Below are 20,650 nucleotides of genomic sequence, written 5' to 3' on the forward strand. Positions count from 1 at the left end.
TGAAACGGATAATATGTTTTCGACCGTAATTAAGCCCTATTTCTGCTCGCCGATTGCATCAGAGGCAGCTACGGCGGCTAGATTCATGATTTGGCCAACATTGCTGCTCATTTGTACGATTTGTACGGGGTTTTCTAGGCCGGAAAGGATCGGGCCGATCATCACACCATCACCGAGTTGTTGCAGCATCTTCGTGCTGATATGCGCGCTATGTAGGCCCGGCATAATCAAAATATTGGCCGGTTTGGTCAGGCGACTAAACGGATAAAGTGCGCGCATTTCTTCATTCAGTGCCACATCAGCCGTAAGCTCACCTTCATATTCAAAATCAGCATCGCCGCGTTCATCCAGAATTTTCACGGCTTCGCGGATATGTTCAGCGCGTGCACGCATCGGATTGCCAAAGTTCGAGTAAGCAAGGAAAGCCACACGCGGCTCATGCCCCATTTCACGCACTTTTTTCGCCGCAGAGACGGCAATATCGGCCATTTCGACTGCATTAGGCAATTCATTGACCACAGTATCGGCGATAAACACAGTACGATCATGTGTCAGCATCATCGACATGCCGAAGAGGGTTTCTTCGGCTTTCGTATCAATCACATTCCGGATTTGGTTGAGACATACTGTCGCATTACGCGTACGCCCCGTCACCATCGCATCACCATGGCCCAATGCCAAAATACATGAAGCAAAGGTGTTGCGATCATTCTTCACCATCCGGGTCACATCGCGCTTGAGGAAGCCTTGACGCTGTAACTTATTATAAAGGTAATCGATATATTCATCATTATGTTTGCTGATGGCCGCATTGGCAATCTCAAGTCCTTGACGATTTTCAACGCCTAGACGTTGGAACGCTTGTTCCATTTTATCAGAACGTCCGACGAGGATACATTTTCCGAAGCCGCTATCACGCCATTGTAGTGCCGCACGGATGACATTTTCATCTTCACCTTCGGCAAAAATAATCGTTTTCGGACTTTTCTTCACTTTATCGAAAATGCGCGTGAGACTGTTGGCGCTACGATCACGACGACCGGCCAGCACCTTAATATAGTCTTCCATATCCGTAATCGGACGACGCGCCACACCAGAATCCATTGCCGCTTGGGCCACCGCGACCGGAATCGTCGTAATAAGGCGCGGGTCAAATGGCGTTGGAATAATATAGTTTTTACCAAATTCGAGCTTCTTACCCTGATAGGCAGAAAGTACTTCTTCGGGCACATCTTCACGGGCGAGCTGCGCAAGTGCATTCGCTGCCGCGATTTTCATTTCCTCGTTAATTTCACGCGCATTGACATCGAGCGCACCACGGAAAATGTAAGGGAAGCCCATCACGTTATTAACTTGATTCGGGTAATCTGAGCGACCAGTACCCACAATCGCATCAGAGCGCGCTTCAGCCACTTCTTCCGGCATAATCTCAGGAATTGGATTTGCCATGGCAAAAATCACTGGGTTGGGCGCCATGGCTTTCACCATTTCTTGACTCACCACACCTGGCGCTGAAAGGCCGAGAAATACATTGGCACCGGTAAAGGCATCGAGCAGCGTGCGCTTATCTGTTTTAATCGCATGCGCCGATTTCCATTGATTCATCGACTTGGTACGGCCTTGATAAACCACCCCGTCGCGATCACATAGAATGACCTGATTATGCGGCACGCCCATACGTTTGATCAATTCCAAACATGCAATACCGGCAGAACCTGCACCGTTGACGACAACGGTTAATTCTTCCAATTTCTTGCCCGCTACTTCTGCTGCATTAATCAAACCTGCGGCGCAAATAATCGCTGTACCATGTTGGTCATCATGGAAAACCGGAATATCCATCACCTCTTTAAGCTTCTGCTCAATGATGAAACATTCTGGTGCCGCGATATCTTCGAGGTTAATGCCACCCCAGCTTGGGCCGAGATATTTCACACAATTGACGAATTCATCGACATCGGCCGTATCCACTTCAATATCGACCGAATCAATATCAGCAAAACGTTTGAATAAAACGGACTTACCTTCCATCACCGGCTTTGATGCCAATGCGCCAAGATTTCCTAATCCCAAAACAGCCGTACCATTAGAAATCACCGCTACCATGTTACCTTTTGACGTATATTTATACGCGAGGTCTGGGTCGCGGGCGATCTCTTCACAGGGTGCTGCTACGCCGGGTGAATAGGCTAATGAGAGGTCACGTTGAGTCATCAAAGGTTTGGTCGGCGTAATCTCAATCTTACCGGGTTTGCCTTCACAGTGAAATGCGAGTGCTTCTTCTTTGATGTTTTTATCTTTATCCTGCGCCATGGGTCGTCTAGTCTTTCGTAAAAATTAAGAGGGTAAGGTCGGTCAAATATGAATGCCGCTAATGCTGCAACTTTAGATAGGGTAGATATACCCTCAAAAGCAAGTAAAACTCATGCTGCAACGCAGCATGATAAACTCGCCAAACTAGAACGTGACATCGCCATCGCGACTCCGGCCATGCAGCAATATTTTCAGCTGAAATTTGATCATCCAGATTGCCTGCTCTTTTACCGTATGGGTGACTTTTACGAACTCTTCTTTGACGATGCTGTGACCGCCGCAAAAATACTCGATATTGCACTGACCAAACGCGGCAAACATGGCGAACAAGAAGTCGCCATGTGCGGCGTTCCCGCACATAGCCACGAAACCTATTTGGAAAAACTGATCACTAGCGGCGTCAAAGTCGCCATTTGCGAACAGATGGAAGATCCAGCCACGGCCAAAGCAGCCCGCGGATATAAAGCCGTCGTCCACCGCGACGTCGTCCGCGTCGTCACCCCTGGCACCATCACGGAAGATCGCTTACTGGACGCGCGCAGCAGTAATTACTTGGCCGCACTGGGCATCGCTGCAGGTGAGAGAACCCTCGGTTGGGTCGATTTATCCAGCGGGCAGTTCGGTTTGCAGAAATTAGAGAGTGGCGCCAAGGTCGAAGAAATGATCGCCTGTATTTCTCCACGCGAAATATTATTACCGGAAAGTTTTGGCTTGGAGTTCCCTCTCGAATTAGACGGTACCGCCATTACATTACAGCCCGATAATTTATTTAATTCCGAACGCGGAAGTGAACGACTAAAATCGACATTTAAATTGGAAGCTTTAGACAGCCTCGGCGAATTATCACGTAGTGACTTGAGCGCGGCGGCGGCCTTATTAAATTATGTCGATTTAACACAAAAAGGCACCCTGCCACGCTTGGAAAAACCTCGACAAATTGCGCGTAATGAATGGATGGCCATTGACCCTGCAACACGTCGGAATTTAGAGCTGACTCACGCCCTATCTGGCGGGCGCAAGGGAAGCCTCCTAAGCGCTATTGACCGTACTATTACGGCGGGTGGAGGGCGTTTATTATCGGAGCGTATTGCAACCCCACTTACCGATGTTTCTGCCCTTAATAAACGGCTCGATTATGTGCAATTATTTTTAGACCAACGCGAGCTTCGAAATAATATTCGCGACGTTTTAAAAACATGCCCCGATTTAGAACGCGCCTTGTCGCGAATTTGTCTCGGACGCGGTGGCCCGCGTGATTTATTAATGGTCCGTAGCACGCTCGACGGTATCTTAAAGTTACGCGAAATATTCCTAGCGGGGAATACCTTAAATGAACCCCTATTAAATCAAATCTCAGACGGATTAAATCCGCATGATGATTTGCGGCAGAAATTAAATCGAGCCCTCCAACTAGAGGTTCCAATGCTAGCACGCGATGGCGGATTTATTGCCAAAGGTTACCACGCCACCTTGGATGAATTTCGTGTATTGCGTGATGAAAGCAAACGCCTGATGGCCGCACTCCAACAACGTTATGCAGACGAAACAGGCATCACCACCTTAAAAATTAAATTCAATAATGTGCTCGGTTATTTTGTCGAAATTACGCCGACCCATGAAAGCAAAATGACGGAAACTTTTATTCACCGTCAGACGATGAAAAATGCTCTGCGATATTCCAGCAAAGAACTCGCCGAGCTCGAACATAAATTATCCGAAGCAGCCGATAAGGCCGTTAAATTAGAGCTCGAAATATTCGATACATTAATTAATGAGGTGATAGATCAATCCGACTCGCTCGCCATTACGGCACGTGGCCTCGCAGGATTAGATGTTGCGTGCGGATTGGCGCAACTCTCCGTCGAACAGGAATATAATCGCCCCACTCTCACTCACGGCAATGATTTTAGGATTGAGCAAGGTCGTCATCCCGTTGTTGAACAGTTCCTGCAAAAAGAATCCTATACATTTATCGGCAATGATTGCGACTTGTCAGACACCCAGAAATTATGGCTTTTAACGGGTCCCAATATGGCAGGTAAATCCACCTTTTTACGTCAAAATGCACTCATTGCTATCATGGCACAAATAGGCAGTTTTATTCCGGCGAAACAGGCGACTATTGGCATAGTTGACCGCCTCTTCTCGCGCGTGGGCGCGGCGGATGATTTGGCACGTGGCCGCTCCACTTTCATGGTTGAAATGGTCGAAACCGCCACGATTCTGAATCAAGCGACAGAAAACTCCCTCGTCATTTTGGATGAAATTGGTCGCGGAACTGCGACTTATGATGGATTATCGCTCGCCTGGGCCGTGGTCGAACATTTGCATGATAACACGAAATGCCGCGGATTATTTGCCACCCATTACCACGAGTTAACCGAGTTAGACAGCACCTTGCCGCAACTTTCCTGCCATTACATGAAAGTACGCGAATGGAAGGGCGATGTGATCTTTTTGCATGAAGTCGCCGCCGGTGCCGGAGGGCGTTCTTACGGTATCCATGTCGCCCGCCTCGCCGGCCTTCCTGATAGCGTACTGACCCGTGCTGAGGGCTTATTGCAACAGCTCGAACAGGAAAAGCATTCTGCTCCAACAGCATTACCGCTGTTTTCTGCACCCATGACGCCCGCTCAAAACGTCAAAAAGGTTAACCCGGCCCTCGAAAAACTTGAAAGCCTTGACCCTGATGAAATGACGCCAAAACAGGCACATGAAGCACTTTATGCCCTACAAACGCTTTTAACCGACAATTCATAGCAAGATCATAACGCCCAAATAGTTAAGTTATGTTTACCTTTGGGCGCTAAAAATCATATAAAAACCAGCGCGTTAACCCTATTGTAAGACTTCTCCGTTAGGCTTATCCTAGAGGATAACATGAGCAACCAATTTGGAAATTTTAACCTGCCGGAGAACCTCCAGCCGGGTCAAGAGAAAGAAGCGTCTGCAGCTTCGGATAAGGTTGCGCCCAAAACTCCTCCTACCAACCCAGATCAACCTACCCAACCGCCAGCTCCCTCCCCACCCGAAATCGAGATTGACCCTTTGGCAGGTGAATTTGCGGCTCCCATTGCTGCGGCACCGCCGGCACCTCACCCGACTTCGGAAACTGCTCCCCAACCATCGGATCCTCGCCGCCCCCTTACTCCACCCGAAATTGAATTTGACCCTTTAGCCGGTAAATTCTCAGCTCCCATTGCTGCGGCACCACCGCCCTCTCCTACACCCGACCCTTCAGCGGCAGAAGCTCCCCTTGTGGCGATGCCGCAGGTTGAGCCGTCACCCGATACAGAGGCCCCTCCATTTGTGGCACCGACAGCAGAAAACACCGCACCAAGCTCCGTATCTGCAGCCGATTTTTCTCCGGCTCCGGCGGCGGCGGCTTCATTACTCGTAAGCGATGGCGAAGCTCCAACGAAGCGCCCGATGCGAATTGGTGAAAAATTAATGAGCCTTGGGCTCATCTCCGATGATCAATTGCAAGTGGCACTGCAAGAACAAAAAACCAGTAAAAAGCTACTCGGGGCGATCCTCGTTGGCCTTGGATTTATTAGTGAGCACGCGTTAGGTGAAATTCTAGCGGAGGCATCAGGCGCCAAGAAGTTTGACCCTAAACAGAGCATGCTTGACCCGGCACTTGTGACACGCGTTCCCAAGGAAGTGGCGCTTCGACACAAAGTTATCGCGGTAAGCCTGACAGAGGACACACTACAACTCGCAACTACCGACGTTTACAACGTATTGGCGGTGGATCAAGTACGCCGCTTCTTCGAAAATGTACAAATTGAGCCAATCTATTGTTCGGAAGCTGAAATCCTTGAGCTGATTGATCAATATTACGATTACGAGCTCTCAATTGACGGTATTTTACGTGAGATCGAAACCGGTGAGCGCGACCTCGATGACCTAAGCGGAACCGAAGAAGGCTATGTTAACCCGACGGTACGTTTGGTTGATGCCATGCTCGTCGATTCGATCAAAGTCGGCGCATCGGACATTCACTTTGAGCCTGAAGGTCAGTTCCTACGCTTACGCTATCGTATCGATGGTGATTTGGTCCAGGTTCGTAGTTTCCATCGCAACTATTGGCCTGCCATTGCCGTACGTATCAAAATTATGTCCGGCATGAATATCGCGGAAACCCGAATGCCGCAGGATGGTCGTATCTCTTTCCAGGTGATGGGACGCGAGGTTGATTTCCGTGTTGCCACCCAACCCACCGTGCATGGTGAAAACATCGTGATGCGTTTGTTGGATAAGACAAAATCACTCGTGCCATTAGAAGATCTCGGCTTTGCGGATCATAATATCAACCTACTGAAGAAGCTCCTCAAACGTCCGGAAGGGATTATCATTGTGACCGGCCCGACCGGTAGTGGTAAAACCACGACGCTCTATTCCATTCTTAGTTACATCAACTCGATGGATGTGAATATTATGACGCTGGAAGATCCGGTGGAATATCAGTTACCCCTCATTCGACAAACCAATGTACGCGAAGGAACGATTGATTTTGGTAACGGAATTAAATCCCTCATGCGCCAAGATCCTGACATCATCTTCATTGGTGAGGTACGTGACGAAGATACCGCACTCATGGCCGTACGTGCCGCACTGACCGGCCACCAAGTCTTTACCACGCTCCACACGAACGATGCGCTGGGTGCCGTTCCTAGGCTCGGCGATATCGGGGTGCCTGCTCACTTATTGGCAGGCTCGCTGATTTGCACCATGGCACAACGTCTGGCCCGCAAACTTTGCCAAACGTGCAAGAAACCGAGACTTGCGACACCAGAAGAAGCCCAAATCCTTGGATTCGCGCCCGATAGCCCGCCGACGGTTTACGATGCTGTTGGTTGCAAACAATGCCGCAATACAGGGCATAAAGGCCGCACCGCGATCATCGAAGTTCTTCGTGTAGACGAAGGATTGAACGAATTAATTGCCACACATGCCACTCGTAACGCTATGATGAATTACGCTCTCAATAATGGTTTCGTCACCATGGTTGAGGATGGCATTGATAAAGTGTTGCAAGGCGATATTGATATTGAACAGCTCATATCCACGCTCGATATGACGGATAGAATGTAGGAAAAACAATGGCGACCTATCAATATTCTGCGATGAATCAAGACGGCAAGATCGTCAAAGGCGAAATGACTGCCGAGAATGATATTGACCTCGAAGCACGCTTAAGAGACTTACACCTTGATATCGTGAAGTGCAGCTTAGCAAAGCAAAAAGCTGCCAGCTTCTTAAATAAAATTACTTACAATGACTTGATCGTACTATGCCTTCATTTAGAGCAGCTAAGTCGCGCCGGTGTCCCGCTTCTAGAGGCAATTTCGGATGTACGTGATTCCACCGAATCTGTTCGTTTACGCGATATTATGGCCGGCGTGTTCGAGGAAGTAAAATCCGGATCACTCTTCTCAGAAGCGCTTGGGAGGCACCCACGTGAATTTGATGAAGTCTTTCTCGGTTTGATTAAAGCAGGGGAGAAGACCGGTGATATGACCGAAGTTTATACTCACCTAGCGGATCACTATAAATGGACCCACGACATTAAACGTAAGATTAAAAAAGCACGCGGCTATCCGATGTTCTTGCTCGTGGTCATGAGCGCCGTCATTTTCGTTCTCATGACAACGGTAGTGCCTAAACTCATCGACTTTATTACCTCGCAAGGGTTCGAAATTCCGATTCATACTCGGGCACTAATCGCCACGTCTGAATTTTGTCAGGACTATTGGTTTATCATTATCTGTATTCCTATTTTCAGCTGGATCGGCTTTAAAATTGCCTATCGAGTTTCCGATAATTTTGCCTATAAAGCGGATTCACTCGCGCTAAAAGTCCCTGTGTTCGGGAATGTCATTCGCAAAATCAATATGGCACGCTTTACTCACTTCTTTGGCGTCATGTTCCGTAGTGGTGTTGATATCTTGGAATCTCTAGATTCATCCAGAAATGTAGTGGCCAACCGACTGCTTAAACAAAGTATTGCTGATGTAAAATCTGCCGTTTCAGACGGTAGCACCGTTACCGATGCTTTGCAGAAGTCTGGCGAATTTCCAACCATGGTGGTTCGGATGTTTAAAGTAGGTGAAAATAGCGGTAATATGAATGATGCACTGGAGAACGTGAACTTCTTCTATAATCGTGAAGTTAATGACGCGGTTGACAATATTGTGGGTATGATCCAACCGGCTCTGACCCTCATCATGGGTGTCTTAATTTTCTGGGTAATCTCTGCGGTCTTTGGGCCGCTTTACGATTCCTTTAGTCAAATGCCATTATAGTGAAAATTGGAAAAATGATGGGTAAAGAAAAATAGCGTGGCACAGAAAAACACAGGATTTATCTTCTTTATTGGCGATGAGGGCGCGGTTATTTCCTATGTCGTCGGCAAAAGAGTCGAGAAGAAACTCTTTGTCACTTCTTCCGACGGAGACTCACTTGGGAATTTACAAAAGCTCCTCAATAGCGATCCACAAGCCCCTATTTCCCTTTTACTCGATAGTATTGATCAATCTTATCAAACACAAAGTTTCCCTCCCGTTGCTAAACTCAGCGTTCAGAAACTCGTTGATAAACGGCTAGAGCGCGATTTTTCGCCCGGCGATATCACAAGCTCCCTTCCTTTGGGCAAAGAAAAAACAGGACGTAATGATTGGAAATTCTTGTTAATTTCAGTCGTCCCTTCTCCTCAGCTGATGCAGTGGGTGGATTTTGTCTTAGATATCAATAATCCCTTTAAAGGTATTTTCCTGGTTCCTGTTGAAGCGGAAAACTTTATCCGCCAGCTCTCGAGCAAGAAAAAGTCAGAGCAGAGCGATGCGATGTGGCACATGCTCGTTCTGCATAATAAGGTCAGTGGATTTCGCCAAATCATCACTCGAAATGGACGCCTTACTTTTACACGCCTAACGCAAGCCTCTTCAACAGAGAGTGTCCCCCTCGTTATTGCGGGTAATATTGAACAAGAAATTGTGAGTACCATTGAATATTTAAAACGTCTTTCCTTCCGTGATGATGAAGGGCTCGATGTTACGGTGATTGCTGCAGAAGAAGTCGTGCATGCCATTGATGAGAAGAAAATTGGGCCGCATAACGAGGCTCTATTTATTACCCCTACCGAAGCGGCAGAAGCGGCCTCGCTTCCTGCAGAAAACTATACGGATAACCACTTCGTTGATATTATCTTTTCTGCAGCCTTTCATAATAGCAAAAAGAAGGTTCTTCCTCTCCACACGAAAATTAGTAAGGTGCTCGGCAGATTACAATCTGGGATAATGGCGGTTAAATATGCAACCTTCCTTTTCGTCGTATTAATCATCTTAGGGATCGCCTTTTATGCCTATTCTTGGTTCGACTCTTTCTCGTCCGAAGGCCCACTCAATGAGTCCATTCAGCGCACTCAACAACAAGTGAATGTCTTGAAGAAAGGCGATGAACTACTCCCTGATGATATTGAAAAAATCGAAGATGCCGTTTCAATTTACGAAACATTTGCAGAGCAAAAATACGTTCCGCTCGATTTTGTTGAACAACTGATCGATGCGAATAAAAGAGGTGTTTTAATTCGCAAAATAGACTGGAACTCAGACACTGACTTTAAAAAACGCGCGAAGAAACAGGCTGCGTTCGTTTCTATCAATGTTGATATTGAGTTCACTAAGAGGTTCCCAACGGCAGAGGCGCGCTTAGGCAAAATAAACGAGTATTTGGATAACCTAAGAGTAAGATTTCCTGAATATATTATTACCCATACCAAAATTCCAGGAACCCTAAATGAGGGTGGCGGTATGATTGTCGATTTCACCAACCCTAAAAGTCGGGCACTTGTTTCTACTCCTATTATCATGTCACTTCGTTTTTCTGCAGGAGAAAAAGTGAAAGGAGCGCGACGATGAATGATAAACATACACGGCTAAAGAAGTCACTCATTGCGCATGCAATAAAAGGGGCAGTCATCATCGTTGGGTGTGCTATTGGACTAGGTGCTGCGGCCTATTTTTACCAAAACTCACAAGATAATATTAAAAAACTTACCTCTCGTGAAAGAGCGTTAAAGAGTCAAATCACGCAACTGAAAGCGCGGCAAACACGAGCCGGAAACACCCTCGAACTTTACCGAAAGCTCGTAAAAGACTCTAATCTCAAGTCGTTAGAGTTAAACCGAAAAAATATTTCCGAACTCCTCAAAGCACTCAGTGTGAAATATAAAATCAATAATTTATCAATCAACGTGAACCCCATTCAGGCGCAAATGAAGGCGCCTTTTATCAAGAAAACAGGAACCGTTATTACCACAACGATTGACCTTCAATTCGATTCCTCCAGCGATGCACATGGGTTCGCATTCACCGATGAAGTCCTTAAAAGCTTCTCCGGGTATTTGAACCTCAAATCATTTTCTGCCAAACGTGATAAAAACCTCTCCGAGAATGTTATTCGTGAATTACTTAAAGGCGGGAGAACGAATTTTATTCGAAGCCAAGTTTCATTTGATTGGCTCGGCCTGCGCCCAAAAGCAGAAGTTAAGAAAGAAGGTGCCAAATGACTCGATCATTCCTTCTAGCCTTTACCACTCTATGCTTTCTTGCCACTTTCATTGTTGATACTTCTCCTGCCTACAGTCAGGAATTGCTATTGGAACTTCCTAGCTCCTCTACACGAACGTCGCCCACAAACGCGTTGAAAATTCTATCGCCCAATGAAATATCCGATCTCTACCGAGAATCCCCTTCTTCCAATGCTCCTACCGCTGCCCCCAACGCATTACCGCAGAAGACTGAGAAAACGGCTACCCCCGTAACAAAACAAGATAGCTTCAGTCAATTAATCCAAGATCTGGCCACTGAGAACTTAGATCAATCTCCAGATCGCTTCGATATCAACACCATTTGGTCACGCAAGTCTGCGATGCTTTTACCAGCAGAAGTCAAAACCTTTAATGCCGCCATCAGGCGCCATTTAAGGTTAAAAAACCAACCTGTCATTGCGGTAGAAGCACAAGACCCCGAAGCAGTGGTCGCAGAAGCAGTCCCCGCTGGCAGATACCCCTTTATCGCACTTAGTTCCATTATGTATGCTGGCCCCGATAACTGGGCTGCATGGGTAAATGGCAAACGTTACACGCCTTTGAAAACGGAAAGCCTCGCTGGAATAACCGTTGAAAGAGTCACGAAAGACACCATTAGTATGCGCTGGAGACAAGCCGCTACATCTCAAACCACAACCACTCAGGATAATGGGTACGGCATTCAAGAAACGGTGACTAAAGTTTCGGGCCCTACGGCAGACTCACTTCCGGAGAATATTGAAAAGGTCGATGATCGTACTTACATTATCACGCTCTCTTCCAATCAGGCCTTCATTACACAAGATTTTGAAATTCATGAAGGGCGCGTTGCGACTAAACGTATTTCTGAGATTTATCAGCAGCAGCTTGCCCTTAAACAAGCGGCGCTAGATGATCTAGCCGGATTAAGCCGTTCGGAAGCAGCAGAGCCAGATCCATTCTCTATCCAAGAAGAAAAAGATAAAGAGGACATTGCAAAATTACTGGAAATCTATAGAAATTCAGAGACCCAAAACCAATAACAATTGAAACCACCTCATCATGAAATCGCCTTTATCCATTGAGAATATTTCGAAAGCCTATGGCAAACATAAGGTGCTAGATAATCTATCACTGGATTTAAAGTCCGGTGAGATTTTTGGATTGATCGGCCTTAACGGCATCGGCAAAACGACGCTAATTAAATGTGTCCTGCAACTCGCGCACGCTGATAGCGGTAATGTCACCCTTTTTGACACACCCGCCATGATTGATAGTTCTCGTCAGAACCTGGCCTATTTGCCAGAAAAATTCCATCCCTCCAAACATTTACGCGGGTATGAATATCTTGAGCTTTGCTTGGATTATTACGGCCTCAAACTGAATAAGAACGAAGCCATGCAAACGGCACAAGACCTAGAATTGGATGCAAAGGCGCTCGGCAACCGTATCTCTTCCTACTCCAAAGGGATGGGGCAAAAAATTGGGCTGATCGGCGCCTTCCTGTCGAAACGTCCGTTGCTTATTCTGGATGAGCCGATGAGTGGGCTAGACCCAAAAGCGCGCATTGCTTTGAAAAAGAAATTAATCAACTACCGCAATGCAGGCAATACGATCTTCTTTAGCTCTCATATTCTGGCTGATATTGATGAAATTTGCGACCGCGTCGCCATTATCCACGATACAAAGATTCGCTATCTCGGCACCCCAAGCGGCTTTAAAGACCAATACCCGGATACCTCACTCGAAGCATCCTTCCTGAAGGCGATTGCGGCTTAACGCGGTCACCACGGATAATGCCAGTCCGAAACCTCTGGATCGGTAAACCTTCTCGCACCTTCGGCCTCGCCGCAAGCGCGCTGCTGCAAACAGCGATGCACATAATGCGCCGTACCTGAGCTTTCCTGCAGCAAGCTAACGAATCTTTCAAATTCCTTTAGGTCTTCTAGGCTGGGTATATAAGTTTTATCACGCTGATAGCGCCAGAGTATTTCCATCGCGCAATGGAGCAGACTGGTTGCGCCTTGCAGATCGCGTTTACGGAGTTTTCGTCGAGGAAAGAATTTCATGTGCGGCACCCTTTGGTCGGTTAAAACAAAGTGGCACCCATGCAAAATCGCACGAGTGCCGGGGTGTTAACAAATCACCGCTAGATGACCGCAACGCTTTTGGCCGAAGCCTATTGCATAACGCCGCCACCCCGACCTGAATCGAGATGACATTTTAGATAACGGCAGTTGACGCTGCCGCTAGCGGAGAGGTTGTTAAGCCCCAGGCTGGCGAACCAGCTTGCGCCAAGGATAACAATATTATTTCAGATTGTCACCCCGTTGAATGACGGGAGAAGAATTTCATAGTGTGTTCTGGTTATGTCTATTAATTATCTGATTTTAAGATAATCTGAAAAACAGATTAAGTAAAGACCTCGCTAACCGGTTGCGAGGTAAAAATGCAAAAAACACTGACAAGCAAGCGCCACAAGGCGTTGATAAAGTTACTTATAGAATCCAGAGAAAAAGCGGGCATGACGCAAACTGCGCTAGCGCAACAACTGGGTGAGTATCAATCTTTCATTGCACGCTTAGAAAGCGGTCAACGTCGTCTTGATGTTATCGAATTTTTGCGATTAGCGAAGCTGTTAAAGTTTGACGAAATAGAAGTGCTAAAACTGTTAAAACGGCTTGCTGATTAAGACATAGGAAAGAATTTTCATCTTGAGCATAAGCGACGGATCTTAAAATTCTTCAGTCGCGTTGCTCTTCCAGAATGACAAAAGGAAGAGACTTTCATCGCATCGCATAACAGGGTAACGAGAGGAGCGGATGCGGGGTGACGGTGGAGAGAGACGGAACTATTTCTTCGCCTTTGCGCGTTGCGCTTTTTGCCATTTGCGGTATTTTTTGACGTTCTTTAAATGGCCTTTATTATTCTTGGCAAAATAATGCCCACCAGTGCCGGTGGCGACCATGTAGAGATCATCATGTTGTGCTGGGTTTAGGACTGCGGCAATGGCTTGCTTGCCAGGATTGCAGATTGGCCCAGGCGGCAGGCCTACATTTAAATAGGTGTTATATTTATTCGGCTTTTTCAGATCACGATAGGTCAGCGAGCGCACGCCGGATTGACCGCCATGTATGCCGTAAGAGACGGTCGGGTCGGCTTGCAGCAGCATCCCCTTATGCAGGCGGTTAATATAGAGCCCGGCCACATGGGTACGCTCATGCGCGACGCCGGTTTCTTTCTCTACGATCGAGGCTAAGGTCAACGCCTCTTGTTTCGTTTTAAACGGCAAGCCTTCCACGCGCGCCGGCCATAATTTTTCAATCACTTCCTGATTCGCTTTTTGCATGCGATCCACGATTGACTGGCGCGTCTCGCCCTTGGTATAGCGATAGGTATTGGGCAGCAAGCTTCCCTCTTTCGGGAGACCCTCAAGACTGCCATCTAGTTCGGGTGCTTGATTGATAATTTCGACAATCTCGGCGCTGGTCTTGCCCTCTGGAATGGTGACTTGGCGCAGGATAATATCGCCATTGCTGAGCTTATCCATCACACCAGCCGGAGTCGTCCCAGCCTCAAATACATATTCGCCTGCTTGGAACCGTCCGGCGATGCCCTGAATTTGCGCGAGAGCACGAAAGGCATGCGGATATTCAATCACGCCCATTTTTGTCAGCTTATTCGCAATGGCAATACCACCGCTACCGCGGGCAATGGTCACTTCAACTTGGGTTTCGAGAGTCGATTGCTTCGGATACATCATAAGCAACCAAAATACCGCAGCAAAACCTGCTAGAATGCCGAATGAAATAAGGCTGATAATTAATTTACGCACGTTTACTGAATTTTCTGTTCGTACCAAGTTTCGCCAATCGCAATTTTCTCACGATTATTCTTCTCACGCCATTCATTCGTATCGCGTAGACTGTAAATACAGCCACAATATTGCTGAGCGTAGAATTCTTCTTCCTTGGCCAGATCATACATACGAGCACCACCGCCATCTTTGCGCCAATTATAAGTCCAATAAGTGATATCTTCATACGGTGCGGCTGAGCGGATACCGCTGTCATTAATTTGCTGCATATTCTTCCAACGTGAGATGCCGAGACTGCTAGTGATCACCTTAAAATCATGTTCATGCGCATAGAGTGCTGTACGCACAAAACGCATATCAAAACACATGGTACAACGACGACCGCGCTCCGGATCTTTCTCCATGCCTTTGGCACGATGGAACCAATCCTGCACATCGTAATCCGCATCGACAAATGGAATACCTAATTTTTCCGCATAACGAATATTTTCCTGCTTACGGATTTCATATTCTTTTTTCGGATGAATATTGGGATTATAAAAGAAGATTGTCAGTTCAACACCAGACTCATGCATCTTCTCGATTAACGGACCAGAACAGGGCGCGCAGCAACTATGCAGCAGCACCTTTTTTTCCCCATTTGGGACATCGGAATTATCAGTTTGATTAGCCATACCCTTCTTGTGGATAAAATGGCCGGAAAAGTCAAGTTAGGCTACGATACAGAAGGAGAATTATCGGTGGCCTTAGCCAATTTCTTTACCGATTCACGGTCTTGGAATATATTTGTCTTTTCTAATTCATCAACACGGTGCAAAAGCCTCTGCTGCTCTTCTCTTACTTCGGCACTGGTGTGCATTTTCACAAAATCACCTGTTCTTGTTTGCACATAACCGCGCTTAAATAATTCATCCTTACCAAAGACGTACTTGGTGGCATTATCCTCTGCACGCTCGCCTTTTTGGAAGTAATTAATAATCGGTGCAGTAATCAGACTGGCGATCGTAAAAATTCCGGTTGCAGTATATAATGTACGCTTAAAGTTTTTCTTACCGTCTATATATTTCTTACGTGACTGGCTATCATATAAGTCATTTAAGCTGTCAGAAAAACCACCCTCAGCGGGTTTACGAATATTCATTAGAACACCCACAGTGCTGGCAATACCGAAACCAATGACACTCGTACTCGCTAGAAAATTGGATAAGTGATCCTTCCAATCCAGCTTAGGTTTCTGAATCTCACGACGACGTTGCTGCACCTCGGCAATGAGTTCATGATCCTTCAATTGATCATATTCAGAAATAGGTATAAGTTTAGCCATAGGAACATCTTAGAGCATGAACATTACAGTTGTATGACGAATACGCCAAAAATTGCAGCAATTATAACGATTTACGAACCTCCCGAAAGCTTAGGGCAGCTCCTAGAAGCCGTCCAGTCGCAGGTAGATGAGGTGATTTTCATCGATAATGGTGAAAATACACCTCTTAAAGGTGCGCATTGGCTTAGTAATCCCGAAAACGGCCTCGCCAAGGCACAAAATATGGGCATCGATAAGGCTAAAGATCTGAAATGTAGTTATATTTTACTTCTCGACGATGATAGTGTGCCAGAAGAAAATATGGTAAAAAAGCTACTGAAAGCCGCCAAATCACATAAGAATGCCGCAATTATAGGCCCTTACTTGCAAGAAGAAGCGCTCGGGCAAGAGCCTAAATATATTCAAGGCGATGGTGATTATTTCTTCAAACGAGTGGAATTTGATGAACATACCCCGGTTTTAGAGAATCTCTACTATGTCGCCGCCTCTGGTAGCCTCATCCCTATCGAGATATTCGATCATATTGGTGAAATGAAAGAAGAGTTCTTCATCTATTTTGTCGATACGGAATTTTGCCTGCGCGCACGAAAAGCGGGATTTGATGTGATCGCCGTACGCGACGCGAAACTCAATCACCGCTTCGGAAAACGTAGTAATCACAAGGTCTTGGGTGCATCCGTTAGCACGACCAACCACTCAGCTAAAGCCCGCGGATATATGTTCCGGAATCGACGGCATTTATGGATCAAATATTTCGATAGCGATGCAGGTTACGTACTGTTCGACATCTTGCGAGCACAAAGCGAATGGGTGCGCGTTTTGATGTTTGAGAAAGATAAAATGGCCAAACTTTCCGCGATGGCGCATGGCTTGCTCAAAAGCGCTTGAAGAGTCTGAATTTATTACGTAGTAATGCAAGCATCATTCACAAACTCATACTGGATAAAACACTATGAAAATCGGCGTTCCTAAAGAGATTAAAACCCATGAATATCGCGCAGGCCTTGCCCCTGGTTCCGTACGTGAACTCGTGTTGCGCGGTCATAGTGTCGTGGTTGAAACCAATACCGGCGCAGGTATCGGCTTTTCCGATGCCGATTATAAGGCCGCAGGCGCAAGCATTTCTGCCGATGCGGATAGCATTTTCGCCGAGTGCGACATGATCGTTAAAGTGAAAGAACCGCAACCGGTTGAGACAGCAAAATTGCGCGAAGAACAAATTCTTTACACGTTCCTACATCTGGCACCCGACCCAGTACAAACTCAAGGCCTGATCGATTCTAAATGTATCGCTATTGCGTATGAAACCGTCACCGATAACCGCGGCGGGCTTCCGCTATTGGCGCCTATGTCAGAAGTAGCAGGCAAGCTTTCCGTACAAGTCGGTGCACAGTGCTTGGAAAAGCATAGTGGCGGCTCTGGCATCTTGCTTGGCGGCGTACCGGGCGTTGCCCCGGCGAATGTTGTTGTCATTGGCGGCGGTATGTCGGGCACAAGCGCAATGCGCGTAGCTGTCGGCATGGGCGCACAAGTGACCGTACTTGATAGATCTATCAATCGCTTACGTGAGTTAGATGCTGAATTTGGTACGACCGTTCATGCGGTTTATTCTACCGCTGATTCCATCGAATCTTATGTGACACAGGCTGACCTTGTGATTGGTGCTGTTTTGGTACCAGGTGCCGCGTCCCCGAAACTCGTCACGCGCGATATGATTTCAAAAATGAAAAAAGGCGCCGCAATTGTGGATATCGCCGTCGATCAAGGCGGTTGTGTGGAAACCACAAAAGCAACCACCCATGCAGAGCCAACCTTCCTCGTAGACGGTGTGGTGCATTATTGCGTGGCGAACATGCCGGGCGCCGTTCCGCGCACTTCAGCCATCGCACTGAATAATGCAACGCTACCTTTTGCGATCGCATTGGCCGATAAAGGCGCAAAACGCGCGATGCAGGAAGATAAACATCTCCTAAATGGTTTGAATGTCTGCCAGGGAAATATCACGTATGAAGCCGTGTCAGAAGCACTTGGCCACCCGTATGTTTCTGCCGAAGATTGCCTTGCGAAGCTTTAAGCTGAGCAAGCCACTTTCGCTATACACTACAATAGGGCACGACCATTAGTACATCGAGAATTTTAATTCCGATAACCGAGGCCATCACGACCACGAGTGTACGATTCGTACGTGCTGGGGTGCCGTAAAGGAAGTCTATTGCCTTATAGAAGAGGACTTTCGCTTCTTGAGCAGCATTATCAATGGAGTTGTATGTCGTCGTATTCATACACCCATCATAGCATATTAGAGCAGTGAACGCCAGAGAGCCGAGATCGCCAAATCAGCGCGGATGTCTTCGGCCTTTTCTTTGGCCTCATACTGTTCGCCCCATTTTTGCATATTGAAGGTTTCTTCTAGGCGGGAAAGGTCGAATAACTTCGCATCATCTAGCTCATTTTGTATGAAATACCAGCCTAAAAGTAACGAGGTGGATGGCTTCACCACTGCGGCAAGTAGCGCTAAATTCCATTGGTCTAACGTATCGAGTAACTCAACATGCTTAACCTTATTTTCATCGGCCTGCGCGACGGGCATGATGCTATTAGTCACCTCATAGCGGGTGCCGAATTCCACCTGTGCGCGGTTAAGCCAAGGCTGCCACTTGAGACGTTGCTCAGCGGATAAGTCCTCATCCATTGCATGATAGAACATGAGATCCGTTTCGCCATATTCTAGCAACTCGACAATCAACTCATTACGGCGCGGCAGCGCGATATCAATCGCAAGCGAAGCCATACCGGTGAGGGGTAATTTATTCTTATCAATCTTATCGCCAACGGCGTTCCACTCATCCGCAATCAATTGCGCGAGCGCATCATTGGGCAACACGACCTTGTTCTTGGCAGGGGTGTTGAGACCTTTACCATCAAGCAAGACAGCACCATTTTCAACCATGGCTTCTTTAAAGAACCGCTTCACCAGGGTTTGATCTCTAATAAATTGAAACTCTCCTCAAAATGCGGCGGTACGGGCGCGTCCACAACGATCTCTTTACCGAAACAACTTTCAGGAATCACAATTTGACGTGAATGAAGATGCATTTTATTGGGCAGCTGCATGCCTTCAGGAAAGGCTTTATCGCCGCCATATTTACCATCACCCAAAATCGGGGCTTCGAGATACGCCATATGCACGCGCAGCTGATGTTTGCGGCCTGTATGGGGCGAGAGTTCTACAAAGCTGAGGCGGCGACCAAATCTTTCGATAATGCGGTAAGTCGTATGAGCAGGCTTGCCATCTTGTGTCACCGCCATTTTCTCTTCACCGCTATAGACGCGCTTGCCGACAGGGGCCTTCAACTCGCCAATTTCTTCACCATTAGGGATAGACGGCACACCCGCCAGCAACGCCCAATAGAATTTACGAATTTCGCGAGCAGCGAAGGCTTTCATCAAAATATCAGCTGCTTTGGCATGGCGAGCAAGCACGAGCGCGCCGCTTGTATCTTTATCGAGACGGTGAACCAGTTTCGGCGGGCCCTCTGCATCGCCCTGAAGCAACGGTAATAGACGGTCCAGATGCGTCGTTTGCTTGCTTCCACCCTGGGTTGGCAGGCCTGACGGCTTGTTGACGATCAAAATATTTTCATCGCGGTACAGCACGCAGTCATCGAGCCAATCCGGCTTTTTGAGCGGCTTTTGCGCGGTGCGCTCTTTAGGCACATCGGGGAAATCAGGGTGCTTGACGATTTGGCCTTGCATGACACGCGTTTTCGCTTCCGCACGCTTACCATTGACCTTCACCAATTTTTTACGCAAAAGCTGCTGCAACTCTGCATGGGTCACATACGGGAAATGCCGTTGAAACCAACGATCCAAGCGCACGCCATCATCTGACGCAAATATAGGGGATTCCTGCATTATAGCGTTCTTATAAGCATGAAGCCCAAAGCACAAGCACCAAGGCCAAGTAGCACGGATAAACTCACGTAAGATGCCGCATTTAACGTGTCACCTCGGTTAAACATGGCCAACGCCTCAAACGAAAAGGCCGAAAAGGTGGTAAACCCGCCTAGCACCCCGGTAATGAGAAACGCTTGCATCGCCGGTTTAGCCTCCAGCCCTTCGCGCATAAAATAACCCGCAATCAGGCCAATCAGCAACGAACCCAGCACATTCACGGCCAACGTACCGTAAGGAAACCCAACACCCGCAAAGCGCGATACCGCACCTGACATAAGATAACGCGCACAAGCACCCAGCGCGCCGCCCGCAGCAATGGGGAGAAGTAAGGCTGTATTCATGAGGAGCAACCTAGCCCCTGTTAAACCAAGGGTAAAGTCATTGTCACAAAAGATTAACGCTAGTTAATAATTAACCCGCTATACTACGAGGGTATTTTTTCAACTTTGGAACTATTTTATTTATTAAAAACAAAGGTATAGACTGTTTCAGTCCCTATTCATATAGCTCAAAAGCTTATAGGATTGCTTTATGCAACCACCTTTTTAAAAAAAATTAGGGGCTGACACCTAATAATATTCTTTGAGCAACTTTTTCAGGTCTGCCAGTAAGTCACTTGGTGTGCCCATATTAAACCTCCACTCACATTCTTTCAAGAACAGATTAA

Annotated in this window: 19 protein-coding genes; 10 read left to right on the top strand and 9 right to left on the bottom strand. The window is 47.1% G+C overall.

The window, feature by feature from the left end:
- Window positions 1-36: 36 nt before the first annotated feature.
- Window positions 37-2,313: an NADP-dependent malic enzyme gene (locus P8P30_08910; GenBank protein MDG1287663.1), complete on the bottom strand. Its 2,277-nt coding sequence runs from the start codon at window positions 2,311-2,313 to the stop codon at window positions 37-39.
- A gap of 48 nt (window positions 2,314-2,361) precedes the next feature.
- Between P8P30_08910 and mutS the strand changes: the two genes are divergently transcribed.
- The 7 genes from mutS (at window position 2,362) to P8P30_08945 (ending at window position 12,664) form a co-directional block, all read left to right on the top strand.
- Window positions 2,362-5,073 (top strand): DNA mismatch repair protein MutS, encoded by a 2,712-nt coding sequence (gene mutS / locus P8P30_08915; GenBank protein MDG1287664.1) that lies wholly within the window; start codon window positions 2,362-2,364, stop codon window positions 5,071-5,073.
- 120 nt (window positions 5,074-5,193) lie between these two features.
- The gene (locus P8P30_08920) at window positions 5,194-7,410 is read left to right on the top strand and encodes an ATPase, T2SS/T4P/T4SS family (protein ID MDG1287665.1); all 2,217 of its coding nucleotides are present in this window, start codon (window positions 5,194-5,196) and stop codon (window positions 7,408-7,410) included.
- Between the two features lie 8 nt (window positions 7,411-7,418).
- The gene (locus P8P30_08925; GenBank protein ID MDG1287666.1) at window positions 7,419-8,621 is read left to right on the top strand and encodes a type II secretion system F family protein; all 1,203 of its coding nucleotides are present in this window, start codon (window positions 7,419-7,421) and stop codon (window positions 8,619-8,621) included.
- Window positions 8,622-8,657: 36 nt separating this feature from the next.
- Window positions 8,658-10,235 carry a hypothetical protein gene (locus tag P8P30_08930; GenBank protein MDG1287667.1) on the top strand — a complete coding sequence of 526 codons (1,578 nt, stop codon included), beginning with the start codon at window positions 8,658-8,660 and terminating at the stop codon, window positions 10,233-10,235.
- Complete coding sequence (locus P8P30_08935; GenBank protein ID MDG1287668.1) at window positions 10,232-10,885, top strand: hypothetical protein; 654 nt, start codon at window positions 10,232-10,234, stop codon at window positions 10,883-10,885. The genes P8P30_08930 and P8P30_08935 overlap by 4 nt, the downstream gene beginning before the upstream one ends.
- Entirely contained in the window at window positions 10,882-11,928 is a 1,047-nt protein-coding gene (locus tag P8P30_08940) for a hypothetical protein (protein MDG1287669.1), read from the top strand. The genes P8P30_08935 and P8P30_08940 overlap by 4 nt, the downstream gene beginning before the upstream one ends.
- A gap of 19 nt (window positions 11,929-11,947) precedes the next feature.
- Complete coding sequence (locus P8P30_08945) at window positions 11,948-12,664, top strand: ABC transporter ATP-binding protein (GenBank protein ID MDG1287670.1); 717 nt, start codon at window positions 11,948-11,950, stop codon at window positions 12,662-12,664.
- Window positions 12,665-12,669: 5 nt separating this feature from the next.
- Here P8P30_08945 and P8P30_08950 read toward each other — a convergent pair whose 3' ends face one another.
- Window positions 12,670-12,954 (bottom strand): hypothetical protein, encoded by a 285-nt coding sequence (locus tag P8P30_08950; protein MDG1287671.1) that lies wholly within the window; start codon window positions 12,952-12,954, stop codon window positions 12,670-12,672.
- Between the two features lie 380 nt (window positions 12,955-13,334).
- Between P8P30_08950 and P8P30_08955 the strand changes: the two genes are divergently transcribed.
- Window positions 13,335-13,577 carry a helix-turn-helix transcriptional regulator gene (locus tag P8P30_08955; GenBank protein ID MDG1287672.1) on the top strand — a complete coding sequence of 81 codons (243 nt, stop codon included), beginning with the start codon at window positions 13,335-13,337 and terminating at the stop codon, window positions 13,575-13,577.
- A 159-nt stretch (window positions 13,578-13,736) separates the two neighbouring features.
- Here the strand turns inward: P8P30_08955 and mltG are convergent, their stop codons facing one another.
- From mltG to P8P30_08970, 3 genes are read right to left on the bottom strand one after another with little or no spacing between them, the layout of a single operon-like run.
- Window positions 13,737-14,720 (bottom strand): endolytic transglycosylase MltG, encoded by a 984-nt coding sequence (gene mltG, locus P8P30_08960; GenBank protein MDG1287673.1) that lies wholly within the window; start codon window positions 14,718-14,720, stop codon window positions 13,737-13,739.
- 2 nt (window positions 14,721-14,722) lie between these two features.
- Window positions 14,723-15,376: an epoxyqueuosine reductase QueH gene (locus tag P8P30_08965; GenBank protein ID MDG1287674.1), complete on the bottom strand. Its 654-nt coding sequence runs from the start codon at window positions 15,374-15,376 to the stop codon at window positions 14,723-14,725.
- Between the two features lie 41 nt (window positions 15,377-15,417).
- Entirely contained in the window at window positions 15,418-16,026 is a 609-nt protein-coding gene (locus tag P8P30_08970) for a hypothetical protein (protein ID MDG1287675.1), read from the bottom strand.
- Window positions 16,027-16,059: 33 nt separating this feature from the next.
- On the opposite strand from P8P30_08970, the gene P8P30_08975 reads away from it, so the two are divergent.
- Together P8P30_08975 and ald are read left to right on the top strand one after the other, a co-directional pair.
- Entirely contained in the window at window positions 16,060-16,914 is an 855-nt protein-coding gene (locus P8P30_08975) for a glycosyltransferase (GenBank protein MDG1287676.1), read from the top strand.
- A gap of 64 nt (window positions 16,915-16,978) precedes the next feature.
- Entirely contained in the window at window positions 16,979-18,100 is a 1,122-nt protein-coding gene (gene ald, locus P8P30_08980) for an alanine dehydrogenase (GenBank protein ID MDG1287677.1), read from the top strand.
- A gap of 19 nt (window positions 18,101-18,119) precedes the next feature.
- On the opposite strand, the gene P8P30_08985 is transcribed toward ald, so the two are convergent.
- Genes P8P30_08985 through crcB form a run of 4 tightly spaced genes read right to left on the bottom strand, consistent with a single transcriptional unit; the run spans window position 18,120 to window position 20,324 of the window.
- Window positions 18,120-18,308 (bottom strand): hypothetical protein, encoded by a 189-nt coding sequence (locus tag P8P30_08985; protein MDG1287678.1) that lies wholly within the window; start codon window positions 18,306-18,308, stop codon window positions 18,120-18,122.
- Between the two features lie 17 nt (window positions 18,309-18,325).
- Complete coding sequence (locus P8P30_08990) at window positions 18,326-19,000, bottom strand: ATP12 family protein (GenBank protein MDG1287679.1); 675 nt, start codon at window positions 18,998-19,000, stop codon at window positions 18,326-18,328.
- Window positions 18,997-19,941, bottom strand: a complete 945-nt coding sequence (locus tag P8P30_08995) for an RluA family pseudouridine synthase (protein MDG1287680.1) — start codon at window positions 19,939-19,941, stop codon at window positions 18,997-18,999. Before P8P30_08995 ends, P8P30_08990 begins: the two co-directional genes overlap by 4 nt.
- The gene (gene crcB / locus P8P30_09000; protein MDG1287681.1) at window positions 19,941-20,324 is read right to left on the bottom strand and encodes a fluoride efflux transporter CrcB; all 384 of its coding nucleotides are present in this window, start codon (window positions 20,322-20,324) and stop codon (window positions 19,941-19,943) included. The genes P8P30_08995 and crcB overlap by 1 nt, the downstream gene beginning before the upstream one ends.
- Between the last annotated feature and the right edge of the window lie 326 nt (window positions 20,325-20,650).

The sequence above is a fragment of the Rickettsiales bacterium genome (genome assembly GCA_029252805.1).
In the GTDB taxonomy this organism is placed as follows: domain Bacteria; phylum Pseudomonadota; class Alphaproteobacteria; order Rickettsiales; family JALZUV01; genus JALZUV01.